This is a genomic window from Acidovorax sp. BL-A-41-H1 (assembly GCF_051942715.1).
The window spans coordinates 1-20,345 of record NZ_JBPVJQ010000003.1 but is presented as its reverse complement, the minus strand read 5'-3'; the positions used below and the strand labels follow the sequence as shown (position 1 = coordinate 20,345).

At 59.2% G+C, this 20,345-nt stretch carries 17 protein-coding genes and 1 pseudogene; 3 read left to right on the top strand and 15 right to left on the bottom strand.

The window, feature by feature from the left end:
• Positions 1 to 32: 32 nt before the first annotated feature.
• From ACTPOI_RS01280 to ACTPOI_RS01250, 7 genes are all read right to left on the bottom strand, one after another.
• Positions 33 to 1,085 carry a branched-chain amino acid ABC transporter permease gene (locus tag ACTPOI_RS01280; protein ID WP_066788820.1) on the bottom strand — a complete coding sequence of 351 codons (1,053 nt, stop codon included), beginning with the start codon at positions 1,083 to 1,085 and terminating at the stop codon, positions 33 to 35.
• 2 nt (positions 1,086 to 1,087) lie between these two features.
• Positions 1,088 to 1,972, bottom strand: a complete 885-nt coding sequence (locus ACTPOI_RS01275) for a branched-chain amino acid ABC transporter permease (protein ID WP_056743883.1) — start codon at positions 1,970 to 1,972, stop codon at positions 1,088 to 1,090.
• The gene (locus tag ACTPOI_RS01270; protein ID WP_066788817.1) at positions 1,969 to 3,936 is read right to left on the bottom strand and encodes an AMP-dependent synthetase/ligase; all 1,968 of its coding nucleotides are present in this window, start codon (positions 3,934 to 3,936) and stop codon (positions 1,969 to 1,971) included. Before ACTPOI_RS01270 ends, ACTPOI_RS01275 begins: the two co-directional genes overlap by 4 nt.
• Entirely contained in the window at positions 3,933 to 4,730 is a 798-nt protein-coding gene (locus ACTPOI_RS01265) for an ABC transporter ATP-binding protein (protein ID WP_066788815.1), read from the bottom strand. Before ACTPOI_RS01265 ends, ACTPOI_RS01270 begins: the two co-directional genes overlap by 4 nt.
• Before the next feature lie 112 nt (positions 4,731 to 4,842).
• Complete coding sequence (locus tag ACTPOI_RS01260; RefSeq protein ID WP_056642823.1) at positions 4,843 to 5,604, bottom strand: SDR family NAD(P)-dependent oxidoreductase; 762 nt, start codon at positions 5,602 to 5,604, stop codon at positions 4,843 to 4,845.
• A 33-nt stretch (positions 5,605 to 5,637) separates the two neighbouring features.
• Positions 5,638 to 6,876: a thiolase family protein gene (locus ACTPOI_RS01255; RefSeq protein ID WP_066788812.1), complete on the bottom strand. Its 1,239-nt coding sequence runs from the start codon at positions 6,874 to 6,876 to the stop codon at positions 5,638 to 5,640.
• A gap of 129 nt (positions 6,877 to 7,005) precedes the next feature.
• On the bottom strand, positions 7,006 to 8,055 hold the full coding sequence (locus ACTPOI_RS01250) for a CaiB/BaiF CoA transferase family protein (protein WP_421563350.1): 1,050 nt from the start codon (positions 8,053 to 8,055) through the stop codon (positions 7,006 to 7,008).
• Positions 8,056 to 8,192: 137 nt separating this feature from the next.
• Between ACTPOI_RS01250 and ACTPOI_RS01245 the strand changes: the two genes are divergently transcribed.
• The 3 genes from ACTPOI_RS01245 (at position 8,193) to ACTPOI_RS01235 (ending at position 11,381) form a co-directional block, all read left to right on the top strand.
• Positions 8,193 to 8,975: an enoyl-CoA hydratase/isomerase family protein gene (locus ACTPOI_RS01245; protein ID WP_067511708.1), complete on the top strand. Its 783-nt coding sequence runs from the start codon at positions 8,193 to 8,195 to the stop codon at positions 8,973 to 8,975.
• A 12-nt stretch (positions 8,976 to 8,987) separates the two neighbouring features.
• The gene (locus tag ACTPOI_RS01240) at positions 8,988 to 10,211 is read left to right on the top strand and encodes a phenylacetate--CoA ligase family protein (RefSeq protein WP_066788308.1); all 1,224 of its coding nucleotides are present in this window, start codon (positions 8,988 to 8,990) and stop codon (positions 10,209 to 10,211) included.
• Between the two features lie 69 nt (positions 10,212 to 10,280).
• Positions 10,281 to 11,381, top strand: coding sequence for an MBL fold metallo-hydrolase (locus ACTPOI_RS01235; RefSeq protein WP_066788307.1), 1,101 nt, complete (start codon positions 10,281 to 10,283; stop codon positions 11,379 to 11,381).
• A gap of 311 nt (positions 11,382 to 11,692) precedes the next feature.
• Here ACTPOI_RS01235 and ACTPOI_RS01230 read toward each other — a convergent pair whose 3' ends face one another.
• The 8 genes and pseudogenes from ACTPOI_RS01230 to ACTPOI_RS01195 form a co-directional block, all read right to left on the bottom strand.
• A complete protein-coding gene (locus ACTPOI_RS01230) occupies positions 11,693 to 12,991 on the bottom strand; it encodes a Y-family DNA polymerase (protein WP_260668950.1) in 1,299 nt (432 codons plus the stop codon).
• A 20-nt stretch (positions 12,992 to 13,011) separates the two neighbouring features.
• Positions 13,012 to 13,428 carry a LexA family protein gene (locus tag ACTPOI_RS01225; protein ID WP_440105688.1) on the bottom strand — a complete coding sequence of 139 codons (417 nt, stop codon included), beginning with the start codon at positions 13,426 to 13,428 and terminating at the stop codon, positions 13,012 to 13,014.
• Between the two features lie 148 nt (positions 13,429 to 13,576).
• Entirely contained in the window at positions 13,577 to 16,279 is a 2,703-nt protein-coding gene (locus ACTPOI_RS01220) for a Tn3 family transposase (RefSeq protein WP_008344252.1), read from the bottom strand.
• A 159-nt stretch (positions 16,280 to 16,438) separates the two neighbouring features.
• Positions 16,439 to 16,720, bottom strand: a pseudogene (locus ACTPOI_RS01215) (IS21 family transposase); the annotation flags it as partial.
• A gap of 514 nt (positions 16,721 to 17,234) precedes the next feature.
• Complete coding sequence (locus tag ACTPOI_RS01210; RefSeq protein ID WP_031942805.1) at positions 17,235 to 17,963, bottom strand: class I SAM-dependent methyltransferase; 729 nt, start codon at positions 17,961 to 17,963, stop codon at positions 17,235 to 17,237.
• Positions 17,964 to 18,663: 700 nt separating this feature from the next.
• Positions 18,664 to 19,455, bottom strand: a complete 792-nt coding sequence (locus tag ACTPOI_RS01205) for a phosphodiesterase (protein ID WP_440105685.1) — start codon at positions 19,453 to 19,455, stop codon at positions 18,664 to 18,666.
• Positions 19,456 to 19,470: 15 nt separating this feature from the next.
• Complete coding sequence (locus ACTPOI_RS01200) at positions 19,471 to 20,103, bottom strand: extracellular solute-binding protein (protein WP_440105683.1); 633 nt, start codon at positions 20,101 to 20,103, stop codon at positions 19,471 to 19,473.
• Positions 20,012 to 20,345 (bottom strand): extracellular solute-binding protein (locus tag ACTPOI_RS01195; protein ID WP_440105681.1); only part of this gene is annotated, 334 nt, incomplete at its 5' end. The genes ACTPOI_RS01200 and ACTPOI_RS01195, both read right to left, overlap by 92 nt.

Genomic DNA, 20,345 nt, shown 5'->3' with positions numbered 1-20,345 from the left:
GCCTAAGGTGGCTGCAGAAAACAGGATTGCGGTCAATATGGGTAGGGCCACATGCGATAAGACCGCTTGACGATGTTCCACCGGTGCATCAGACCGCGTGGCTCAAAGATCAGAAAGGCCGCGATGACTCCACCCAGGAAAATATTCATCACTGCGAAAACAACGTCTCCGCTCAGGAAGGAAAAGTTCTCGACCAGTGAAGGGCCCACGATGGTGATCGTCTCCTGGGCAGTACGGATAACAAAAACGCCGATCAGCGCGCCCGTCACCGACCCCATGCCACCCACAATGATCATCGCGATGAACCATATCGAGTGGATCAGGGTGAACTGGTCAATCGCCACGAACCTGACGTAGTAAGCCCAGAGCCCTCCACCGATGCCCGCGTAAAACGCACCCAGCAAGAAGGCAAGTACCTTGGTGCGCACGACATTGATGCCCATCATTCCTGAGGCCACGTCGTCATCACGCACTGCCGCAAAAATTCGACCATGGCGGCTGCGTGCGACGCCGTAGGCGCCCGCAATCATGATGAAGGCCACTACCAGACACAGGTAGTAAATGCGGGTATCGGTGTTGAAAACGAACCCAAGGAACTGTGCTGGTTCCAGAGTGATGCCGTTAGATCCCCCCAGCCATTTGGCAGGCAGGTTGAGCACAAAAAAGTGGAACAAGATCTGCGCAGCAATCGTGGTCAAGGCAAGGTAAAAACCCTTTATGCGCATTGCGGTTAATCCAAACACCAGCCCAAAAAGCGCCGCGCACAGCCCGCCGATGGGCAAAGCCAGCCAGAAAGGCAGGTGGCCTTTCGTCGCTAGGAGCGCTGTTGCATACGCACCAACCCCCATGAACGCAGCTTGGCCCAAATTGATCTGACCCGCTAGACCAGTATTGATCTGCAGCCCCATGACCACCACTGCAGTAATCAGCATAGAGGTCATGATCGCCACCCAGCGGACCTCGCTGATCAGGGGCAGCGCAAACAGCGCGATAACAAACAGGCCCAATGCCACCGCCTGGCTGCGCGTGCGAATTAGTGCTTGGTCTTTGGCGAAAGAAGTCGCGAATACACCTGCGGGATCCATGCTCATACCCTCTCAATGGTTTTCCACCCGAACATGCCGGTGGGACGAATTAACAACACCACCAGCATGATGATGAAAGGAAAGACGGAGCCCAGCGCTCCCCCCACCAGGGGATCGAGATAGGCCGAAGCCAAACCCTGAATCACACCCACCAAAACACCGGCGATCAGCAACCCTGCGAGGGACTCCAACCCAGCCAGCAAGGCCACCGGCAAAGCAGCCAGGCCGATGTCGGAGCTCATCATGTTGATGGAGCGGCCACTCAAATGCACTATCGCCCCCAGTGTGGAAAGCACGGATCCCAGCACCCACGCAAAGGCAATGGAACGCTGCACCGAGATGCCCATGGACATGGCCACCTGGTGGTCTTCCGCCACGGCCGTCATGGTCAAACCAGCCCTTGTCCGGTTGAAAAACCAGGAGAGACCAACGCCGATGAAGATGGTCATAATTCCACCGTAGAGCATCGAACGGGAGACGATGAGATCGCCAACGATGATCGGATCCAGAGGAAAGATGATCGGAAAAGCACGCACCTGTGGGCCAAAAAGCACCAACACAACGCCTCGGATCAGAATCAAGAGACCGATCGTCACCATGACCATCGAGAAGACAGACTCTCCAACCAGACGGGCAAAAAATATCCGCTCAATCATGAAACCAAAAATTGCAGCACTAACGAATGCCACGGGCAATCCGACCCACAGCGGTAGACCCATCTGAATAATCGTCCACCACACCATGTAGCCGCCAAAGACCACCAACTCACCTTGTGCAAAGTTGAACACCTTTGACGCGCGATAGATCACGACGAACCCCATGGCGATCAACGCATACAGAAGCCCTGACAGCGCACCGTTTATCAGGTAATTAATAAAATCGATCATTTCCGTCCTCTGCTTCGGGCTGCGCCCAGGTGGTCTGACCCTGCGGCGTCCGTGTCATGGATGGACACCAGAGCCTCGAAATTGCCGCGCCGACCGTCCTGGTAGGTCACAGGAATATCGATACGCACGGCGTGCGAGCCGTCATATAAACCGTTGATCAGCGTGGCGTATCGCACCTCCAGGAATTCGCGCCGCAGCTTTCTCGAACGTGTTAGCTCGCCCTCGTCCGGATCAAGCTCTTTCGGAAAATTGGCGAATCGCTTGACTCGCGCATGCGCCGGCAAAAACTGGTTCACGCGGGCAATTTCCTGGCCGATCAACTCGGCGATCTCTGGCCGCTGTGACAGATCGGTGAAGGTTGAGAATCCGATCCGCTTGTCTTCTGCCCACCGCGACAGAACAGACATGTCGATATTGATGAGAGCGGCCACGAAGTCCCTTGTCTCGTCTCCCACCGTCATGATGTCCTTGATGAAGGGACTGAACCGAAGGCGTGTCTCGACGAACTGCGGCGGGAAGGTTTCGCCGCTGCGCAAGCGCTTCAAGTCCGACAACCGCTCCAGGAACACGAGCTCGCCTAGCTCCGTTTTCGTTACGGCATCGCCCGTGTAGAACCAGCCATCTTTCACCTTAGACTCTACGGAGCTCTCTCTGCGGTAGTAGCCCAGAAACGGGCTTCCGCCACGGATCTGCAGTTCGCCGTCCGCACTCAAGCGCCATTCCAATGGTGGGCCCGCCTCTGGATGCGCCTTCATCCAGTGTCCTACGGTCTCCAGATCAAATCGGTCACCCTGGTGGCATGTCAGCAACCCGGTTTCGGTGGAGCCATAGATGTTGCGCAGCGGTATACCCATGGCATGGAACATGCGAAACACATCTGGTGCCATGGTGGCACCACCGCAGCTGGCACAGCGCAGCCGGGTCAGGCCGAGCAGATCTCGCAACGGGCGCAGAACCAGTGCATTGGCGATAGGAAACAGCAACCGGTCCAGCAGGCCAACGGGTTTTCCATCCAAGCGCCCCACATTGACGGTGTGACCGATCTTCATGCCCCACTCGTAGACACCTCGTCGAATGGGTCCTGCGTCGAGCATGTGCGCCTGCACAGAGGACGCCATGCTTTCCCACTGGCGCGGAGCAAATGTCATACCTTCCACTGCCAATTCCCGAATGTTGGACAACACCTGCTCCGGGCCCTCAGGGAAGTTCACTACCATGGGCAATCCCAATCCCATGGTGATGCCATATATTTGTTCAGTGGCCCAGGATGGCGCGATGTAACTCAGGTATTCCATACCCGGCCTCACATCCATGGAATCGATCAAGCGCTGCGCGTTGTCGATTAAGAAGCGATGCGTGAGGATGACGCCCTTAGGCTGCCCCGTCGTGCCGGAAGTGTAAGAAAGAACCGCTATGTCATCGGGGGCTCCCGCATCCACTAGCGCGTCGTACATCTTTCCGTTACGTTGATGGATTTCACGCCCTTGCCGCTGCATGCCATCGAAGGTATGCAGGATGGGGTCGTTATACGACCACATCCCCGTTTCGTCCCAATACACAATGTGGCGCATCTTCAAAGTCTTGTTCCGGACATCCAGGCCCTTGTCAACCTGTTCTTGGTCCTGCGCGAACAAGATGACTGCTTCGCTGTCGTCCAGAAGATAAGCCACCTCCTCCGAAGTGAGGTCCGGGTACATGGATACAACTTTGCATCCCAGTGCATGCGCGGCATACTCGGCCCAGTAATGCTGTGGCTCATTCTCACCAATGATGGCAATGGTCTCGCCCGCTTTGACGCCCGCTTGGTGCATGCCCAGCGCAATCTCTCGAACGTTGCGCTGCACATCCGCAAAGCTGTACTCCCGCCAAATTCCGCGCTGCTTATGGCGCTGGGAAAGACGGCTGGGATTGGCATGCGCATGCTTGCGCAGCAACTGGGGAAGAGTCGCGATTTCGAGTTTCATTGGACGCCCTCTCCAAGGTAGGCTTTAAGCACAGCGGGATTAGCCTGGATTTCCTTGGGCGTTCCATCGGCGATCTTGCGTCCAAAGTCCAGCACAGCGATGCGGTCAGCTAGGTCCATCACCACACCCATGTCGTGCTCCACCAAAACAATAGGAATGCGCTTTGCCTCGCGCACATCCAGAATGAAACGTGCCAGGTCTTCCTTCTCTTCCGTATTCATACCGGCCATAGGCTCATCCATCAGCAGAATCTTCGGGTCTTGGGCCAGTGCGCGCCCCAAGTCCACGCGCTTGCGAAGCCCATAACCGAGGCTGCCCACCGGCACATGCCGGATGGATTCAATTTCAAGAAACTCAATGATTTCTTCCACTACCTCCCGATGCAAAACTTCTTCGCGCTTTGCCGGGCCGAAATGGAAAAACGACTGCACGAGATTGGCCCGCATGTGCATGTGGCGCCCCACCATCAGGTTCTCGATAACGGTCATGCCCGAAAAAATGTGCGTACCTTGAAAAGTGCGCGCCAGGCCCTGTGCCGCCACGTCGTGAACCGCCATGTCGCGCACGTTGCGCCCGGCCAGGGATATCTCGCCTTTCTTGGGGCGGTAGAACCCGCTCAGGCAGTTCATCAGAGAAGACTTTCCCGCTCCGTTCGGCCCGATGATTGCCAGCAGCTCGTCCTTGCGCACATCAATCGAAACATCATTCAGCGCCACAACTCCACCGAACTGCAGCAGCAGATTCTGGGCTGTCAGCACCACGCCTTCCCGCTGGCTTTGAATGGCTGCATTCATTGGCACCTCCACTCTGAATTCTTGGCTTTGTCCATCGAATTTCCTTCATAAGACCTTTGCAGGGTCTACGCATCCATTTGCGGGAATGCTCGCAGCGATCAATGGACCACGACTAACAACGGACACCCGCATCCAGGCTGATCGTGGTGGCATTCAAATAGGCGTTTTCCACAACGTGCCGAACCAGTCCACCGAACTCTTGTGCCTGCCCCATGCGATGAGGAAAGAGGATGACGTTGTCAATAATGTTTTGCGACACCTTCGTTGGCATGCCTGCAGACATGGCGGTCTCAAACAGACCAGGCGCCACGGCCACCACTCGGATTCCGTGTTGCGCAAGATCCCGCGCCACCGGAAGCGTCATTCCAATGACCGCCGCTTTGCTGGCGCTATATGCGGCCTGGCCCACTTGACCCTGCCACGCAGCACCAGATGACGTGTTCACGATGACCCCCCGTTCACCGTCGACATTGGGCTCGTTCTGCGACATGGCCAACGACGCATAGCGCACCACGTTGAAGGTCCCGGTCAGGTTGATGGCGATCACCCGGTTCCAAAGATCCATCGGGAATAACTCGCCCTTTGAAAGCGTCTTGCAGGGACCCAGAATTCCCGCGCAATTTACCGCCACATGCAGCGCACCAAATTCCGCCACTGCCGCGTCTACGCCAGCCTTCACACTGGCCTCGTCCGAAACATCAACCTTCTGGATTCGCACGCGCTCGCCCATCGGCAGCACCTCGCTCGCAAGGCGCTCTTCGTCCAGATCAACCGCCATGACGCTCGCTCCGGCCGCAAGCAATGCCTTGCAAGTGGCGAGCCCCAGGCCTGAAGCAGCTCCTGTGACGAAGGCAATGGTATTTTTGACATCCATACTATTTCTCTTGTCTCTTATTGAGTGCAGCGCTCAGCGCGCCAAGATGGTGATACAGGCAACAGCTTCTTCAATGCCCTCAAGACCGCCACCGTTTTCTGCCAGCGCAATCCTTGCGTCAGTCACCTGCCGCAGTCCGGCTTCCCCGCGAAGCTGAGTTACCAACTCATGGACTTGGGCAATACCGGTGGCCCCAACAGGGTGCCCCTTAGACTCCAGGCCGCCGGACGGATTAACGGGAATGCGGCCACCAATCCGGGTATCACCCCGCTCGGCAATCACACCGCCCATGCCGAACTCACAGAAACCGAGGTTTTCTGTCTGAATGATTTCACCCATGGCCGTGGCATCGTGCACCTCGGCCACCGAGATATCTGCTGGGCCAACACCCGCCAGCTCATACGCCTTGCGCGAAGCCAAAGCCGTGCAGTGGTTGGTGTAGTCGTCCTCGCTCCGGTCAGAACCGCTTTGCACCACGGCCGCCAACACCTTGATGGCACGTTTTTCATCGATGTTGAGGCGTTTGAGCGCCGAGCGTGTGCACAGGACGGCCGCTGCTGCGCCGTCAGACACAGGAGAGCACATGGGCAGGGTCAAGGGATAGGTGATCGGCGGCGCAGCAAGCACTTCCTCGATGCTGTAGGCCATCTGGTACTGCGACAGCGGGTTGTGCATGGAATGCGCATGGTTCTTGGACGACACGGCAGCCAACTGGCGCTGCGTCGTCCCGAAGGTGCGCATGTGCGATCGTGCAAACGCGGCATACACGTCCATGAAAACGCTGTACGGCCTGGGTGAGGTACTCCCCTCAGGCACAGCCACGTCGCGTCCCATCTTCATCAGCTCCGCACGGATCTCTTCTGCACGCGAGAGATCCCAGGCACTGTCAAACACCGAGAACATCTTGAGCTTGTCGGTTGAGAACATCTTCTCTGCACCAACGGCCAAAGCGACATCGCCAGCACCCGACTTGAGGTGATTGCAGGCTAGAACGAACGCCGACGAGCCGCTTGCACAAGCGTTTTCGACGTTCACCACCGGAATGCGCCCGATGCCCATTGCCCGTAGCGCAATTTGCCCACGAATCATGTGCTGGCCATCCATATGCCCTTGGGAAGTGTTGCCAAAAAAGGCGGCTTCCAGGTCTTCCTCTTGCAAACCCGCATCCGCCAAAGCAGCTGCAGTGGCCTCACGCGTGAGCGCCTTAATGTCCTTGTCCAGATGCCGACCAAAGGGCGTCATACCGACACCGACCACATAGATATCTTCCATCTTTCTTCTCCTTGGCAGGTTTCATGCAATCCATGCAACCAAAAAATTACTCTATATAAAGTTGTTTTACTTTAAAGTAAAATTAAAAAAAATTTGCTAGGGAAATCCCTTGGCAATCACATTCGCTGCTCAGCGCAGCGGCAGGAATCGCATGCCCCGCATGGTCTCAATATCGCCCTGCGCAGTCACGCCGTACAGGCCACGGGCCACGTTGTGGGGATGAGAGGCGGCTTCGGCCATGTTGAGCACCGGCGCGAAGCAACTGTCAGTGCCCTCCATCAGTGCATTCCAGTGCACACTGGGTTGCGAAGCAAAGCGCTGCGCGATCCGCGCCTTGAGAGACGGCCACGAAGACTTGTCCATCTGCTGCGCGGGATCCACATCCGTCAGCTCCAACTGCTTCAACAGCAAGGCATAGAACGGGGGCTCGATCGCACCGACCGTGATGTATCGGCCGTCGCTGCACAAGTAACGGTCGTAGAAGGGCGAGTCATGGAAGACACTGGGTTCACTGCCGTCCACGCCACCGCCTTGGCGAATCAGCTGCACAAGCGGCGACAGCATGGCCAACACATCCACGATGGCGCCGTCGACTACGCAACCCTGCCCAGTATTCCGGGCGCCAAGCAACGCCGACACCATTCCAAACCCGAGCCCAAGCGCACCGGCAGCATCCCCGACCACCGTAGGCGGAAGCATGGGGGGGTGTCCCGGCTGCTCGGTGAGCGACATCAGCCCCGTAAGAGCGACATAGTTCATGTCGTGCCCGGCTGCCTGGGCCAGCGGCCCATCCTGCCCCCAGCCTGTCATGCGTCCATACACAAGCCGCGGGTTGCGTTCACCGCATACATCGGGGCCCAGACCCAAGCGCTCCATCACACCCGGGCGGTTGCCTTCAATCACTCCGTCGCTTTGCGCGACCAACTCCAGCGCCTGCGCCTTGTCCTCCGCCCGCTTGAGATTTAACGTGACGCGCCGTTTACCACGAGACAAGAGCGCCCCGTCTTTCGGCGTTAGCTCGTCAGGCAGTGAGCCCGCACCGGGCCGCCCAACCACGGTCACGTCCGCACCCATTTGCATCAGCATGAACCCCGCCAAGGGCCCTGGGCCAATTCCCTCGAACTCAACGATCTTGATTCCAAGAAGCGGAGGCATTGGCGATCGCGTCTGAGTTTTCATCAAAAAATTCCACAAATTTAATTTTTTACTCTAAATTAAAATAATTGACTTGATAGTAATGGAAAACCCCATACCCACGAAAACCGAGGCAAAAGCAGAATCGACCCATGAACACACAAGTCACCAATGAAAGACAGATGTCGACGCCGGTTGTTATTTCAGAGGTCCGAAAAGGCAGCATGTGGATCCGCCTGAACCGGCCTGAGGCAATGAACTCACTGACCCCAGAGGTACTTCGAGGGATAGACCAGGCACTCAACGAAGCACAGAACCGGGCGGACGTGAGGTCCGTCGTCTTGACGGGCACTGGCCGGGCCTTCTGCGCAGGCGCCGACCTAAAGTACGTCAAGACACAAACGGGCGAAACTGGCACCATCGGCTTTCTGGACAGCGTTCTGGTCACCATGAACCGCATCGATCGCTTTCCAAAACCCGTGATCGCAGCCCTGAACGGCATCACCCTGGCGGGCGGACTAGAACTGGTGCTCTGCTGTGACCTCGTGCTGGCGGCACGCAGTGCCAAGATTGGCGACGCGCACGCCAACTACGGTCTACTCCCAGGCGGTGGAGGCTCGGTGCGCCTGCCACGAGTTATTGGCCCCACGCGCGCCAAGTACCTTCTATTCACGGGTGACTTCGTGGACGCAGCAGAACTGGTGGAGGCGGGCCTCGTCAACCAGGTGGTGGACGACGACCAACTCGAAAGCGCGACGCAGGCTGTGGCTGACAAGATCGCCAGCAAGAGCCCTCTGGGCCTGCGCCGCATGAAAGCGCTGATCGACGATGGCTTGCAACAGCCCCTGGACACTGCCTTACGGCTGGAGTTGCTGGCATCCGAAGTGCATGCACATAGCGCCGATCTCCACGAAGGCCTGGCCGCCTTCAACGAGAAGCGCGCCCCGCGCTTCACGGGCCACTGAGCCGGCAACGCCATGCGTACGTCCCCGACCACCAACCGATTCGAAGCGCTGCGCGCTTCGCAGCAATTCGCCTACGACCGCGCCCCCTCCATCCGCGCGGTCTATGAGCTTGCGACAATGACACCGCAAGATCTCCAAGGCCCGGCCGACCTCGCGCGACTCGCCGTCACAAGCAAGGATGCACTGCTTGAGAAGCAGCGCCAGTCACCGCCATTCGGTGGGTTTCTGGCGGCCGACGACGCATCCATCCGTCGGGTCTTTGTCTCACCGGGCCCCGTCTACGAACCCCAGTTGTTCGACGACGACACTGGCCACGGTTTTTCGCATGCATTCCGTCAGGCAGGCATCGGCCCGGGTGACCGCGTTCTCAACACATGGTCCTACCATCTTGTGCCAGCCGGCCTTTTGCTGGATGCGGGCATTGCCGCTACCGGAGCAACGCTCATCCCCTGCGGACCCGGCGGCGCCGAACAACAGGCGCAGCTCATCATGGAACTGGGCATCACCTGCATTTGCGCCTCCACATCCTTCTTCGTGACCTTGGTCGAAACGCTTGAGCGCATGGGCTACGACCTGCCTTCTCAATGGAAGGTCCGCTCCGCAATGCTGGGGGGCGAACTGGGTGACTGGATGGGCAAGCGCCGCAGGCTGGAGGAGAAGTACGCCATCCGCACGTTCTCAGCCTACGCCACCGGCGACTTCGGGCTGATTGCCTACGAGGAACCAGGACAAGTGGGCTACACGGTTCAGCCTGACCGGCTTGTCCAGATCTGCGACCCCCGCACCGGCGCTCCCCTTCCCCTGGGCGAACCAGGTCAAATAGTGGTCACCACGCTGGACAGCGGCTGGCCCCTGGTCCGCTTTGGCACAGGCGATGTGGCGCAAGCGCTGACCCATTCACCGGATGGTCTCGTCGAACGCATCAGCATGTTGCAAGGCCGAGTGGGCCAAGGTGTCAAAGTGCGCGAAATTTTCATCTATCCACGCAACGTGGAAGAACTGCTCATCCGGCTCCCTGCTATCGAACGTGCCCAGGTCATCGTTGGAAAACAACAGCATCGGGAAACCGCGACCTTGCGCGCAGTACTGACGCCAGGGGCCTCTCAGGACGCCACACAAAGTGACTTGATGGAAGTATTCAGGCAACTGACCCGCCTGAAGCTCGACTCAGTCGAGTGGCTAGTCCAGGAAGATATGCCCACTGACGCCCCCTTGTTGGTTGACAACAAGCATTGAAATCCTAAAAAGCGTTTGGTCTGATGCACCAGGTGGCTACACCGTCGCTCACCCCATGAAACGATAGTAATGATTGATCCCGCAGCCAATGCACTGACCTACCCATTCGAGCCACCAACACCACGCCACTGGGTCGAGGTCGCCCCTGGTGTGCGCTGGATCCGGCTGTCCATGCCATTCCGGCTCGACCACATCAATGTATGGGCCATAGACACCCATGATGGCTGGGTACTGGTAGATACCGGCCTGAACACCCCCGACACCGTTGCCGACTGGCTGGCCCTCATGGCGCAGGGGCCGCTGGCACGGCCGCTCCAAGGCGTGTACGCCACACACATGCACCCCGACCACATCGGCCTAGCTGGTTGGTTCACGCGTCGCGTTGGTGTGCCGCTGCACATGAGCCGCCTGGAATACCTGACCTGCCGCGTGATGCATGCCGACACTAACCGCGAGGCCCCGCCCGACGGCGTGCTCTTCAATAGGCGCGCCGGCTGGTCGGAGGCAGCCATTGAAAGCTACCGCAGCCGATTCGGCAGCTTTGGCAAACATATCCACGCTCTGCCCGAGAGCTACCGACGCTTGCAGGACGGCGATCACGTCCAGTTGGGTAAGCATGACTGGCGGATCATCACCACCGGCGGCCACTCACCAGAACATGCTTCTCTGTACTGCCCCGATTTGAAGCTACTGATCGCCGGCGATCAGGTACTGCCGAAGATTTCGTCGAATGTGTCGGTGTTCGCCAGCGAGCCACAGGCCAATCCGCTGAAGGAGTGGTATGGGGCGCTCGACAAGCTGATGAGGGATGTTCCCAACGATGTGTTGGTCCTCCCCTCTCACAACGAGCCCTTTTATGGACTGCATGAACGCCTTGAATCGCTCAGGTTGGGTCAAAATAGTGCTCTGGAGCGGCTGCGTCAGTCACTGTCTACCGGACCTCAACGGATCGTCGATGCGTTCGCTGCCCTCTTTAAGCGCGCCATCGGAGAGCAGGATCCGCAGCAACTGAGCCTGGCAACAGGTGAGGCCGTTGCTTGCATGAACTTTCTCATTGCACAGGGCACCGTAGAGTTCATGATGGACGAAAACGGGGTCGCGTGGCACTCAAAAAAGCTTGAAGGCGCTGTCGCCGAGGTCAAACGTTCTCCACGTGCCAACTTTGACTGACCCCGTCTCGATGGGGCGATAGCTATGGCGTCTGCTCTGAAGTCACCCTGCAATCCGCATGAATGCTGAGGCTTCTTGTGTATGCTCATCTCACGCTCACTGGGCGTACATCATGCTTAGCATGCATCGGCGTTCATCGCAGTCGCCAGGAGGCTGCTCGTAAACGGCCGCTATGAACCGCCCCGGGATTTAGGAACTCGTTTGGAGTCCGTTCAATGACTGCTTCGTGGCGAGTAGCGTGAGTCCGGCCACCGGTTGCCACCGTCCGCAACCGCTGCAGAGCCGACTCGAGCGCGGGAGCTCCCTCACGCTTAGGCCCGTGCCACAGGCACATCCTCCCACCGCGTCGTGTACTGCGGCGTGCGCCTCTCCTGCTTCATCCCCCAGCCCTTGCCCTTGTTGGTGCCGCCCGTGGCACCTGAGTGCACGGTGCCTTTGCCATAGCGCTGGTTGAGCGCATCCAGCGCCGCCATCAGCTGGGTTCGGTCCCGGTGGTCTTCATCCTCCAGATCCAGCTCGCCCTGCAGCACATTGCCCGGCACCAGGTCCAGCAGCATCACCCCGGCCTTGGCCATCTTGTAGCCAGGCTCGTACATGCGGCGCATGCCAGCAACAGCCGCCCACACCAGCTTGCCGGTGTCCGCCGTAGGCCGGCGCAGGGGCACCACCACAGACTTGTTAAAGCGCGGGCCTGGGCGGAAGGGGGATGTGTGGCTGAACACCAGCAGCTGGCTGGCCAAGCTGCCCTGCTTGCGCAGCTTCTCCGCCGCGCGGCTGGCGAACTCGCTCACGGCCTCCACCAGCGGCGGCAGCTCGGTCACCGCCTGGCCGAATGACCGGGTGCAGGCGATTTCCCTCTTGGGCTCGGGCGCATCATCCAGCTCTATGCACTGCATGCCCTGCAACTCCCGCACGGTGCGCTCCAGCACCACGCCCCAGCGCCTGCGCACCATAGCCGGGTCCAGCCGAGCCAGGTCCAGCACCGTCTGCACCCCGCACTGATGCAGCTGCGCGCCGATCTTGCGGCCCACGCCCCAGACTTCTTCCACCAGCGTGCTGGCCAACACATCGTCCAAGTCCTGGGCGGGAAGGGCGGTCAGGTTGCACACCTGGGCCAGCTCTGCGGGATAGCTCCCCGGTTTGCGCTCGGCCGTCTTGGCGATGTGGTTGGCCAGCTTTGCCAGCGTCTTGGTGTGACCGATTCCGATCCCGCAAGGTATGCCAGCCCATTGGTGGATGCGCGCACGGATGGCGTGGCTGCGGGTGGTCAGGTCGCCGCGCATGCCCTGCAGGCCGATGAACGACTCATCGATGCTGTAGATCTCCTGTGAGGGGCCCAGACCCGCCGCGAGGCTCATCATCCGATTGCTCATGTCGCCGTACAGCGTGAAGTTGGCACTCAAGGCCACCAGGCCGTGGGTCTCTTCCATATGCCGTATCTGGAACCACGGCGCCCCCATCTTGATTCCCAGGGCTTTGGCCTCATTGCTGCGGGCGATGGCGCAGCCGTCGTTGTTGCTCAGCACCACCACCGGGCGGCCGTTCAGGCTGGGGCGGAACACCCGCTCGCAGCTCACGTAAAAATTGTTGCCATCCACCAGCGCATACATGCTGGCCTCCGTCCATCAGATCAGGTGAGAAACAGCTTCACGCAACCACTCACCACGCCCCACACCTCAATGGTCTGGCTGTCGCGGGGGATGATGTCGGGATAGGTTGGGTTGGCCGCGCGCAGCTTGATCCGGCCGGCACGCTGGTGCAGATACTTCACGGTGCATTCGCCGTCCACAATGGCCACGACGATGCTGTTGTGCTTGGGCTTGATCGCCCGGTCCACTGCGATGATGCTGCCGTCCTCAATGCCCGCGTCCCTCATCGAGTCGCCACGCACGCGCCAGAAGTAGGTGGCCTGGGGATGCTTCACCAGCAGCTGCATGATGTCCAGCCGCTCCACCACGAAATCGTCAGCTGGCGATGGAAACCCCGCGCGCACGCTCACCCCGCACAAGGGCAAGGCCAGCGACTGCGCCGCCGTGTCGTACGGCACGGGTAGGGGTCTCCTCGTTTTCAGTGCAATAAGTGACGGTACGAAAAGCTAGCACTGGCGCGGAGGTGGTGTTGGTAGATCGTTGATTTCATTGACTTTCCTGTTCACTTTCAAATCTGCGATTCGTGGCGTCAAACCGTGGTCGGTTTCATCCATTGGTGCCAGTTATCGATGCATTTGGCCGCGAAGGCAGGATTTGGTCAGCATAGCGGTCAACCGGGAAGCGAAACACACCCCGCAAGTTGATGCTCTCCAGCCTGGTGGGCGCAATCTTCCCGATCAGTTCCGGTGGAATGACCTGGCGGCGGTTCGACCAGCGATCCAGGACCGCCTGCATCTGTGAGGTATTCCACGCCATCACGATGTTGGCCATCAGGCTCAACGCATCGGCCACAGCCTGCATTTCATCGACACGTTTGGCCTGCGCCGGGCTGATCCGGCCGGTATAAATGGCGCGCTTGAGGGCGTTAACAGCCTCGCCCCGATTGAGCACCCGGCGCAACTCGTTCCTGAAAGCGTCCTTGACAAAGTAGTCAGCCAAAAACGCCGTACGCAGCAACCGCCCCAATTGCACGCCAGCCTCATAGATTGGATCGCCCTGGGCGGCAGAACCGAACCGCGCAAGAGCTGCCACCGCACTGGCATGTCCGCTCATGACCGAGGCTGCCAGGTGCACCAGACTATCCCAATGCTTTTCGATCAAAGCGACGTCGACATTGGCTTCGCACACCGCAGCGATTTCTGCGGGCACTTTGGTGCCGCGTGGCACAAAGAGGTGGCGCTGTTTGAGTTCCTTCAACCGCGGGCAAAGATCAAAACCAAGCAAACGGGCATGTGACATGGCAAAGTCGGTGTAGCCATGGGTATCCACAGCAAGCTGGCTGGTCTCCAGCTTTTCTTGGCGGATGACACCTTCAATGGCCACGCCCGCCTGGCGCTCATTGAGCACAAAGGGCTGCGCATGGAAGATGCCCCACCGGTCTTTTACATGGGAGTAGATTCCAATGGAAGGTGTGTTGCGCCGAGGATCAAGCCGGGCTTGCCACACCCGTTTGGTGGTCTCCATGGTCATCATGTCAGAAGATGCCAAATCGGACCGCCCCCAGGTGGCGGCAATCGGGTGTCGCTGCATGAATTCCAGCACAGCCTGGCAGGCCTGGCTCAGACGCCGTTCGTCCCGCGCCCAGCGCATGGCCTGGCGAATGCTGGTGGCAGACAATTGCGGAATCATGCGCGCGCATTCGACCGCAGTCAGACTGGTGCCGTGGGCCATGATGCCGGCATAGACCATCAGCAGCTCGTCGGTAGAGCGCGGCTCACGTCCGAGCATGATCCAGCTAAAGCGCACCTGGGCGTCAACGGCCAGAATCACTTCCGGCAATTGAACCTCACCGATGCGGTGATCCAAAGCCGCGCGCAGCTTGGTCACTTCTGGGTCTTCGTCCTCTGCGGGCAATGGCGACAAATGGAGTTCATCATCCACGCGCAGTACGCCACTGCGGGCTGCAGCGGCCACCGCATCGACACCGGCAGTTACTCTGGCCAGCAAAGGCTTCAAGAAAGTGGCAGCCTTGCTGGGTAACGATAGACGGGCATAGTGTTTCTTGGACTCTGCCTGCCAACGCTCGTCCGTGAAGAACAAGCGCGCACGACCCCGAAAGCTCAGGCTGTGCTCAATCCAGACCGAGCCATTGCGCACCGCGCGGCGCAGGGCAAACAGGGTGGCCACCTCCAACGCCTGAAACGCCCGTTCCCGGTCTGGGCTGGAGATCGAAACCTGCCAGATCATTCCCAGACTTGGTGCCACCACTTCAACTGGCAGCTTTCTGGATCCTTTGAGATATAAAGCTTGCAGCTTGGCAAGGTACTCGATGGCAGGATGCTCGCCGGTGGCCTGCCAGGGCAGCTTTGCAATGGCGACGAGCAACGACCGCACGGGGCGAATTCCATCAATCAATCCCTCGCGGACCAGGGAGGCCCTGCTCGGTGGTTTGCGTTTCTGGGTTTCGGTGATCAAGGCTTCAAGACGGGCACGCAACTCAGCATCTGGCACCGCACCTTGCGCGCTCAAGGCAACAAGTTCGCCGAGCAGCGTTTTGTACATTGCGGCCCAATTGACGGTAGCGGGGACATCGGCGGCAGCCTGACGCCACAGATCGGCGATCCGGCGCTGCACCATAAGGATCAACTGGTCTGTGGTGGTGAACAGGCAATACCGAAGAAAGCATGCGACCTCCACGGTGCGCGCTGGCTCTTTGATCTTGGCTCCGGCTGAGGGCGGCCTGGAGACAAGTCGGCGCGCGTAGCGGCGCAAGATGAGATCGGGGATGTCTGCCAGGTGCTTATGAACGTCCAGCGTGTAAAGCAGGTCGATGCGCTCCAGTACCTCGCTGATTTGGCGGGTTGAGTGTTTCGCCGGTGCAGCCCATAGCCAACTCTGCTGGGTTTGTCCATCTGGGCGCAGCTCTGAAACTGAGGCTCGCCAGCGATCAAGTGTTGCTGGATCAACGCTGGCGGCGATGGCGGTGCCTGTTTCAACTTCAAGCTGGGCAAGTGCCGCCGCAATCAGTGTCCGAATTGCCCGCTCGTGCACGATCACCAGCTTGTTCTTGTACAGCCATTGACGCGCCCGCACGAGTACTGGAATTACCCGAAAGGCACCGAGCAAACGCCCACTCATGCGCAGGAAACCAATATGGAGCGCCAGACCAAGCTTGTGGGAATCACCTCGGCGTGCATTGATTGCGTCGCGCTCGGCACCATCGAAGGTGAAAAATGCCTTCATCTCGAAGTCGCTGATATCGCGGGGGAGCCCACGCATCCCCAAAAACGTTGTGTGCCAACCCTGCATCGTGAACCTCAAAAGTGGGAGGCCACCATACCCGTTTACAAAGCGAACAGGAAAGTCAATGAAATCAACGGTCTACCCAGACCACCCCCGCGCCAGTGCTAGCTTTGCGTACCGTCACTTATTGCACTGAAAACGAGGAGACCCCAACCAGCGCGTGCCCACGTTGAATTGGCTGTGTTCGGGATGGCGGATCTCGTTCCACAGGGCGCGGCAGCGCTCACTCAGCCAGGCATTGAGTTCGACAAAGGAACTGAAGCGATGTCGGGCCGCCTCGATCCAGATGCGCCGACGGCTGTACTGCACGTTCTTCTCCACGCGCCCCTTCTCCCAGCCCGCCGCGACGTTGCAGAAGTCAGGGTCGTACAGGTAGTGCGCGCACATCACCGAGAAGCGCGCGTTGACAGTGCGGCCCTTGCCCTTGTGGACCTTGTCGACGGCGGTAAGCCCCGCTGCTTCAGGCCGCCCCACGAAGACGCAGACAAGTCGACTTAAAGGCAGCTTCAGACTGATGGCAGAAGTTTTAGGCCGCCGCGCTACTCGTTTGTACCAAAGCTGAAAGCATGCATCCGCGACATTGATAGGTCAGGCGACCGTGCCGGCACTTGCAAACCTCGACGGCGGCGATGTATTTGGCCCCATAAACTGACTGCTGAAAGTCGGCAATCAGGATGACGACAGGGGTACCGCATAGATCCTCAAGTGGCGAGCGGCGGCTGCCGTACGCACATGGCGCAAAGCGCCTTTGTGCGCAGCATCTAGGTTTCTCTGAACGTCGATGACATCAAGCCGGCAGGTTTCGTCTTGACGATGGCGGCGTTTAATCAAGCATTGGATCCGCCTGGATCCGCCGTCATTTGGCTCGTCGACGACCTAAATGCGCGTTTGGTGCTCGATCCGACGAACTGAAGATTACCCGCCAAGGCCAAGAAGCTTGCACTCGCCAAAGCTCTGCAGTTCAGGATTTCTTTCGGAAAATGACGACGTGCTGCCACGGCAGCCTCGCGTCTGTACGCACCCACTGCAACGGCAGGATTTCCGCTTCCCGGCGGATCTGCCTTTCCGTCATCTTGTGCAGCTGCTTGATCTGTACTGCGGGATCTTCCGCCTTGTACTCCACGAAAACGACCCGCCCGCCGGGCGCGAGCGACTGCACCACACTCCTGAGCATCTCATACGGAGCAGACAGCTCGTGATACACGTCGACCATGATCGCCAGGTCGACGGACCCCGGCGCCAGACGGGCATCGTTTTCAGTACCCAATGAAGGCGTGATATTGCGCATGCCTTCGGCTTCCGCAGCCTGGCGCAAAAGCGCGACCATCTCGGGTTGCACATCGACCGCCAGGACTCTGCCGGAAGGGGCGACCAGGCGCGCCATGCGACGGGACAGGTAGCCGGTACCAGCGCCGATGTCGGCAACCACCATGCCTGGCTTCAACTCCAGCGCATCCAGGAGAAGGTCGGTACGTTCTTCCTTCTCCCGTTCCTGGCGTTCGAGCCATGGCGCTCCTTGCCACCCCATGACCTGTGCGATCTCGCGACCCAGGTAGCGTTTGCCGATGCCGTCGGCGCTGGGCACTCCAGCGACGTACGCTAGCTCTTGCGCTTGCGCCGGAAAGCTGCCGGCACCAAGCAGCGATCCCAAAACCCCAGCTAAAACTGCAACGTTCCGAAAGAGTGTCATGTCAATCCAGTCAATCTCAGACAGGCATTTCGAAGTGGCCTGAATCTGCAGGTCAAGCCCTGCCGTCGCATTTGTCGCTGCAATGAAATGGGAACAACAGGGAGACTTATTTGACCCAGGTAGCAATCAACCAGTTTCAAATTTCGAAGACCCGCAGTTGGCCGTTTGGAGTCATGGCCCTCACAGATCTGGAACACAAAAGCACGTTAGCACCGCTTTCGCAAGGTAAAGCGCTTCGATTCTGCTCGGAGAGTGCCATTAGGCCAGCAGCAGGTTTCGCCCGCGGCTCACGTGTAAAGCCCGTGTAATCATGCCGCGAATACTTCACATAAAAGGGGAACCTGCGAGAACAGTTCAGTAGCCTCAATCAACCGCAAACTCGCATGGATGCTGGATTTTTCCAACTTTTTGAGATTCTTTAGAAATCGAGGTAGCGAAGACTCTTAATTCGTAGGTCGAGTTGTTGGCGCCGACTGGAGAGTGAGCCAACGGGGGTGCGGCACCGACAGCTATTTCCTCGGGTCGAAGCCTTTCGTGCAGCGTGCGCAGCGCTCGCGGCGCACGCTGGGCGTGCCCGTCCGGCAGGTGCACTACGATTTCTTAGGGCCCGCTTCGGCCCTTGATTGAGGCTTGAATCGCCTGCAGAGTCGGCAGGATCGACTTCACGGCACTGGACCAAGGGCCGCCTCTGCATCCGCGCCTACGCGCCTAGCCAGAATCTCTCGCTGCGATCGAGAAAGTCATGCAGGTGCACGATCACCGAATCGTCGTCGAGCAGGACGACGGCGTACTGTGGTGGCTCGAAGCTTCCCGGGATGTCTTCGGATTCCCGGAGATGCAGCGCCACTTGATGGTTAGTGCCGCGTAATGTCGAGAACGGGATGCCGCGCCATGTGCCCGAGATGGGCCGATGAATGTGGCCGAAGAACAGGTGCTTGACGCGATGCTCGTGGCCCTTCAGAGCCGCGAGCAACCATTCGTTGTCGACCAATCCGATTCGATCCCCGACCGGGATGCCAAGGTGGAATGCCGGATGATGCATGAACAGGAGCACCGGTGAATCATCCTCCGCCAAGCGCTGGGAAAGCCAGTTTGCCCGTTGCTCGCAGAAGACGCCGCAATGCGTTCCCGGTTCGTTGGTATCCAGAAACAGACCCCTGAACCTCCCGATGGCCTGCTCGTACTGGACGAACCCATTGCTGTCCACCGGCACCTGTGGGAAGCGCTCGCGGAAGTTGGTCCGGCTGTCGTGGTTGCCGAGAATCAGATGAACCGGCATTGGCAACCGCGCGCATTGCTCCGACAGCTGGCGGTAGGCGTCAGGGTGGCCGACATGTGCGAGGTCGCCCGTGATCACGCAGAACGCCGCGTCCGCGTGTTCGGCGATCACGCTGTCAATGCAGCGCTCGAACCGTTTGCCGGGGTCATGCCCGTAAAGGGCACGACCCTGCTCGACAAGATGAATGTCCGTGATGTGGATGAACTTGTGCATGGTCGTGCCTTGCACTCAGCGCGGCAGCAATGCCTGGACGGCCTTGCTCATCTCGCTAAGGGCAACGGCGGGTTGCACCTCTTGCGAAACCACGGTCTGGAGGTGATCCTTGATTACGTCGGTAATCTTGAAGCCGTTGTCACCCGGAAACGCGTACGAGCCGGTGAGTACCGGCATCTGCGCGATGGCGGTCAGATGATTGGGGTTTGCCTTGTAGAAGGGCGCAAGCAGGTTCGGGTCGGTCGCTGGCAACGTGTTGGCCGGGAAGTAGCCGGTTGCCTTGACCATGGTCGTCGCGCCCAGCGGGCCGGTGGCGAACTTGATGTATTCCCAAGCAGCGGCCTGCTTGGCAGGATCCTTGGAAAACATCATCGCTGCATTGCCGCCGGCCGGCAGTCGGCCGTCCTTGGCAACGGGCATGCGGGCGGTACGAATCTCGAACTTGCCTCCCACCTGCTTCGTGATGCTGCCCAGGCGCGCAGTGGTTGTCGCCAGTACCGCGAGCTTGCCGCTCACGAAGTCCTGCCAGGCGGCCGAATAGGAGATGTTGCGCATCTCACCCTGCTTGACGAGCTGCTCGAGGGTCAGCATGGCGGCCTTGCCTGCGGGGCCGTCGAAGGCCACCTTCTTCTCGTCGGCGGTCAACATGGTGCGCGCCGTTGCTGAAGACCAGCGCCTGACACATCCAGTTGCCCGTGATGTCCCACTCGACGTGAAGGCTCTCGGTGCCGGGCGTTGCCGCCTTCGACTTTTTGGCCGCGTTCATGATGGCATCCCAGTTCATGGGAAAGCGATCGGGCTCCACGCCCGCCTTGCGCATCAGGTCGGCGTTGTAGTAGATGACGGGTGTAGACAGCGCGAAGCCGATGCCGACCTGCTGACCCTTGACT

What these genes read in the sequence shown, in the direction of transcription:
- ACTPOI_RS01280 (WP_066788820.1), bottom strand. Translation starts at nt 1,085, where the DNA reads ATGGATCCCGCAGGTGTATTCGCGACTTCTTTCGCCAAAGACCAAGCA.
- ACTPOI_RS01275 (WP_056743883.1), bottom strand. Translation starts at nt 1,972, where the DNA reads ATGATCGATTTTATTAATTACCTGATAAACGGTGCGCTGTCAGGGCTT.
- ACTPOI_RS01270 (WP_066788817.1), bottom strand. Translation starts at nt 3,936, where the DNA reads ATGAAACTCGAAATCGCGACTCTTCCCCAGTTGCTGCGCAAGCATGCG.
- ACTPOI_RS01265 (WP_066788815.1), bottom strand. Translation starts at nt 4,730, where the DNA reads ATGAATGCAGCCATTCAAAGCCAGCGGGAAGGCGTGGTGCTGACAGCC.
- ACTPOI_RS01260 (WP_056642823.1), bottom strand. Translation starts at nt 5,604, where the DNA reads ATGGATGTCAAAAATACCATTGCCTTCGTCACAGGAGCTGCTTCAGGC.
- ACTPOI_RS01255 (WP_066788812.1), bottom strand. Translation starts at nt 6,876, where the DNA reads ATGGAAGATATCTATGTGGTCGGTGTCGGTATGACGCCCTTTGGTCGG.
- ACTPOI_RS01250 (WP_421563350.1), bottom strand. Translation starts at nt 8,055, where the DNA reads ATGAAAACTCAGACGCGATCGCCAATGCCTCCGCTTCTTGGAATCAAG.
- ACTPOI_RS01245 (WP_067511708.1), top strand. Translation starts at nt 8,193, where the DNA reads ATGTCGACGCCGGTTGTTATTTCAGAGGTCCGAAAAGGCAGCATGTGG.
- ACTPOI_RS01240 (WP_066788308.1), top strand. Translation starts at nt 8,988, where the DNA reads ATGCGTACGTCCCCGACCACCAACCGATTCGAAGCGCTGCGCGCTTCG.
- ACTPOI_RS01235 (WP_066788307.1), top strand. Translation starts at nt 10,281, where the DNA reads ATGATTGATCCCGCAGCCAATGCACTGACCTACCCATTCGAGCCACCA.
- ACTPOI_RS01230 (WP_260668950.1), bottom strand. Translation starts at nt 12,991, where the DNA reads ATGTATGCGCTGGTGGATGGCAACAATTTTTACGTGAGCTGCGAGCGG.
- ACTPOI_RS01220 (WP_008344252.1), bottom strand. Translation starts at nt 16,279, where the DNA reads ATGCAGGGTTGGCACACAACGTTTTTGGGGATGCGTGGGCTCCCCCGC.
- ACTPOI_RS01210 (WP_031942805.1), bottom strand. Translation starts at nt 17,963, where the DNA reads ATGACACTCTTTCGGAACGTTGCAGTTTTAGCTGGGGTTTTGGGATCG.
- ACTPOI_RS01205 (WP_440105685.1), bottom strand. Translation starts at nt 19,455, where the DNA reads ATGCACAAGTTCATCCACATCACGGACATTCATCTTGTCGAGCAGGGT.
- ACTPOI_RS01200 (WP_440105683.1), bottom strand. Translation starts at nt 20,103, where the DNA reads ATGTTGACCGCCGACGAGAAGAAGGTGGCCTTCGACGGCCCCGCAGGC.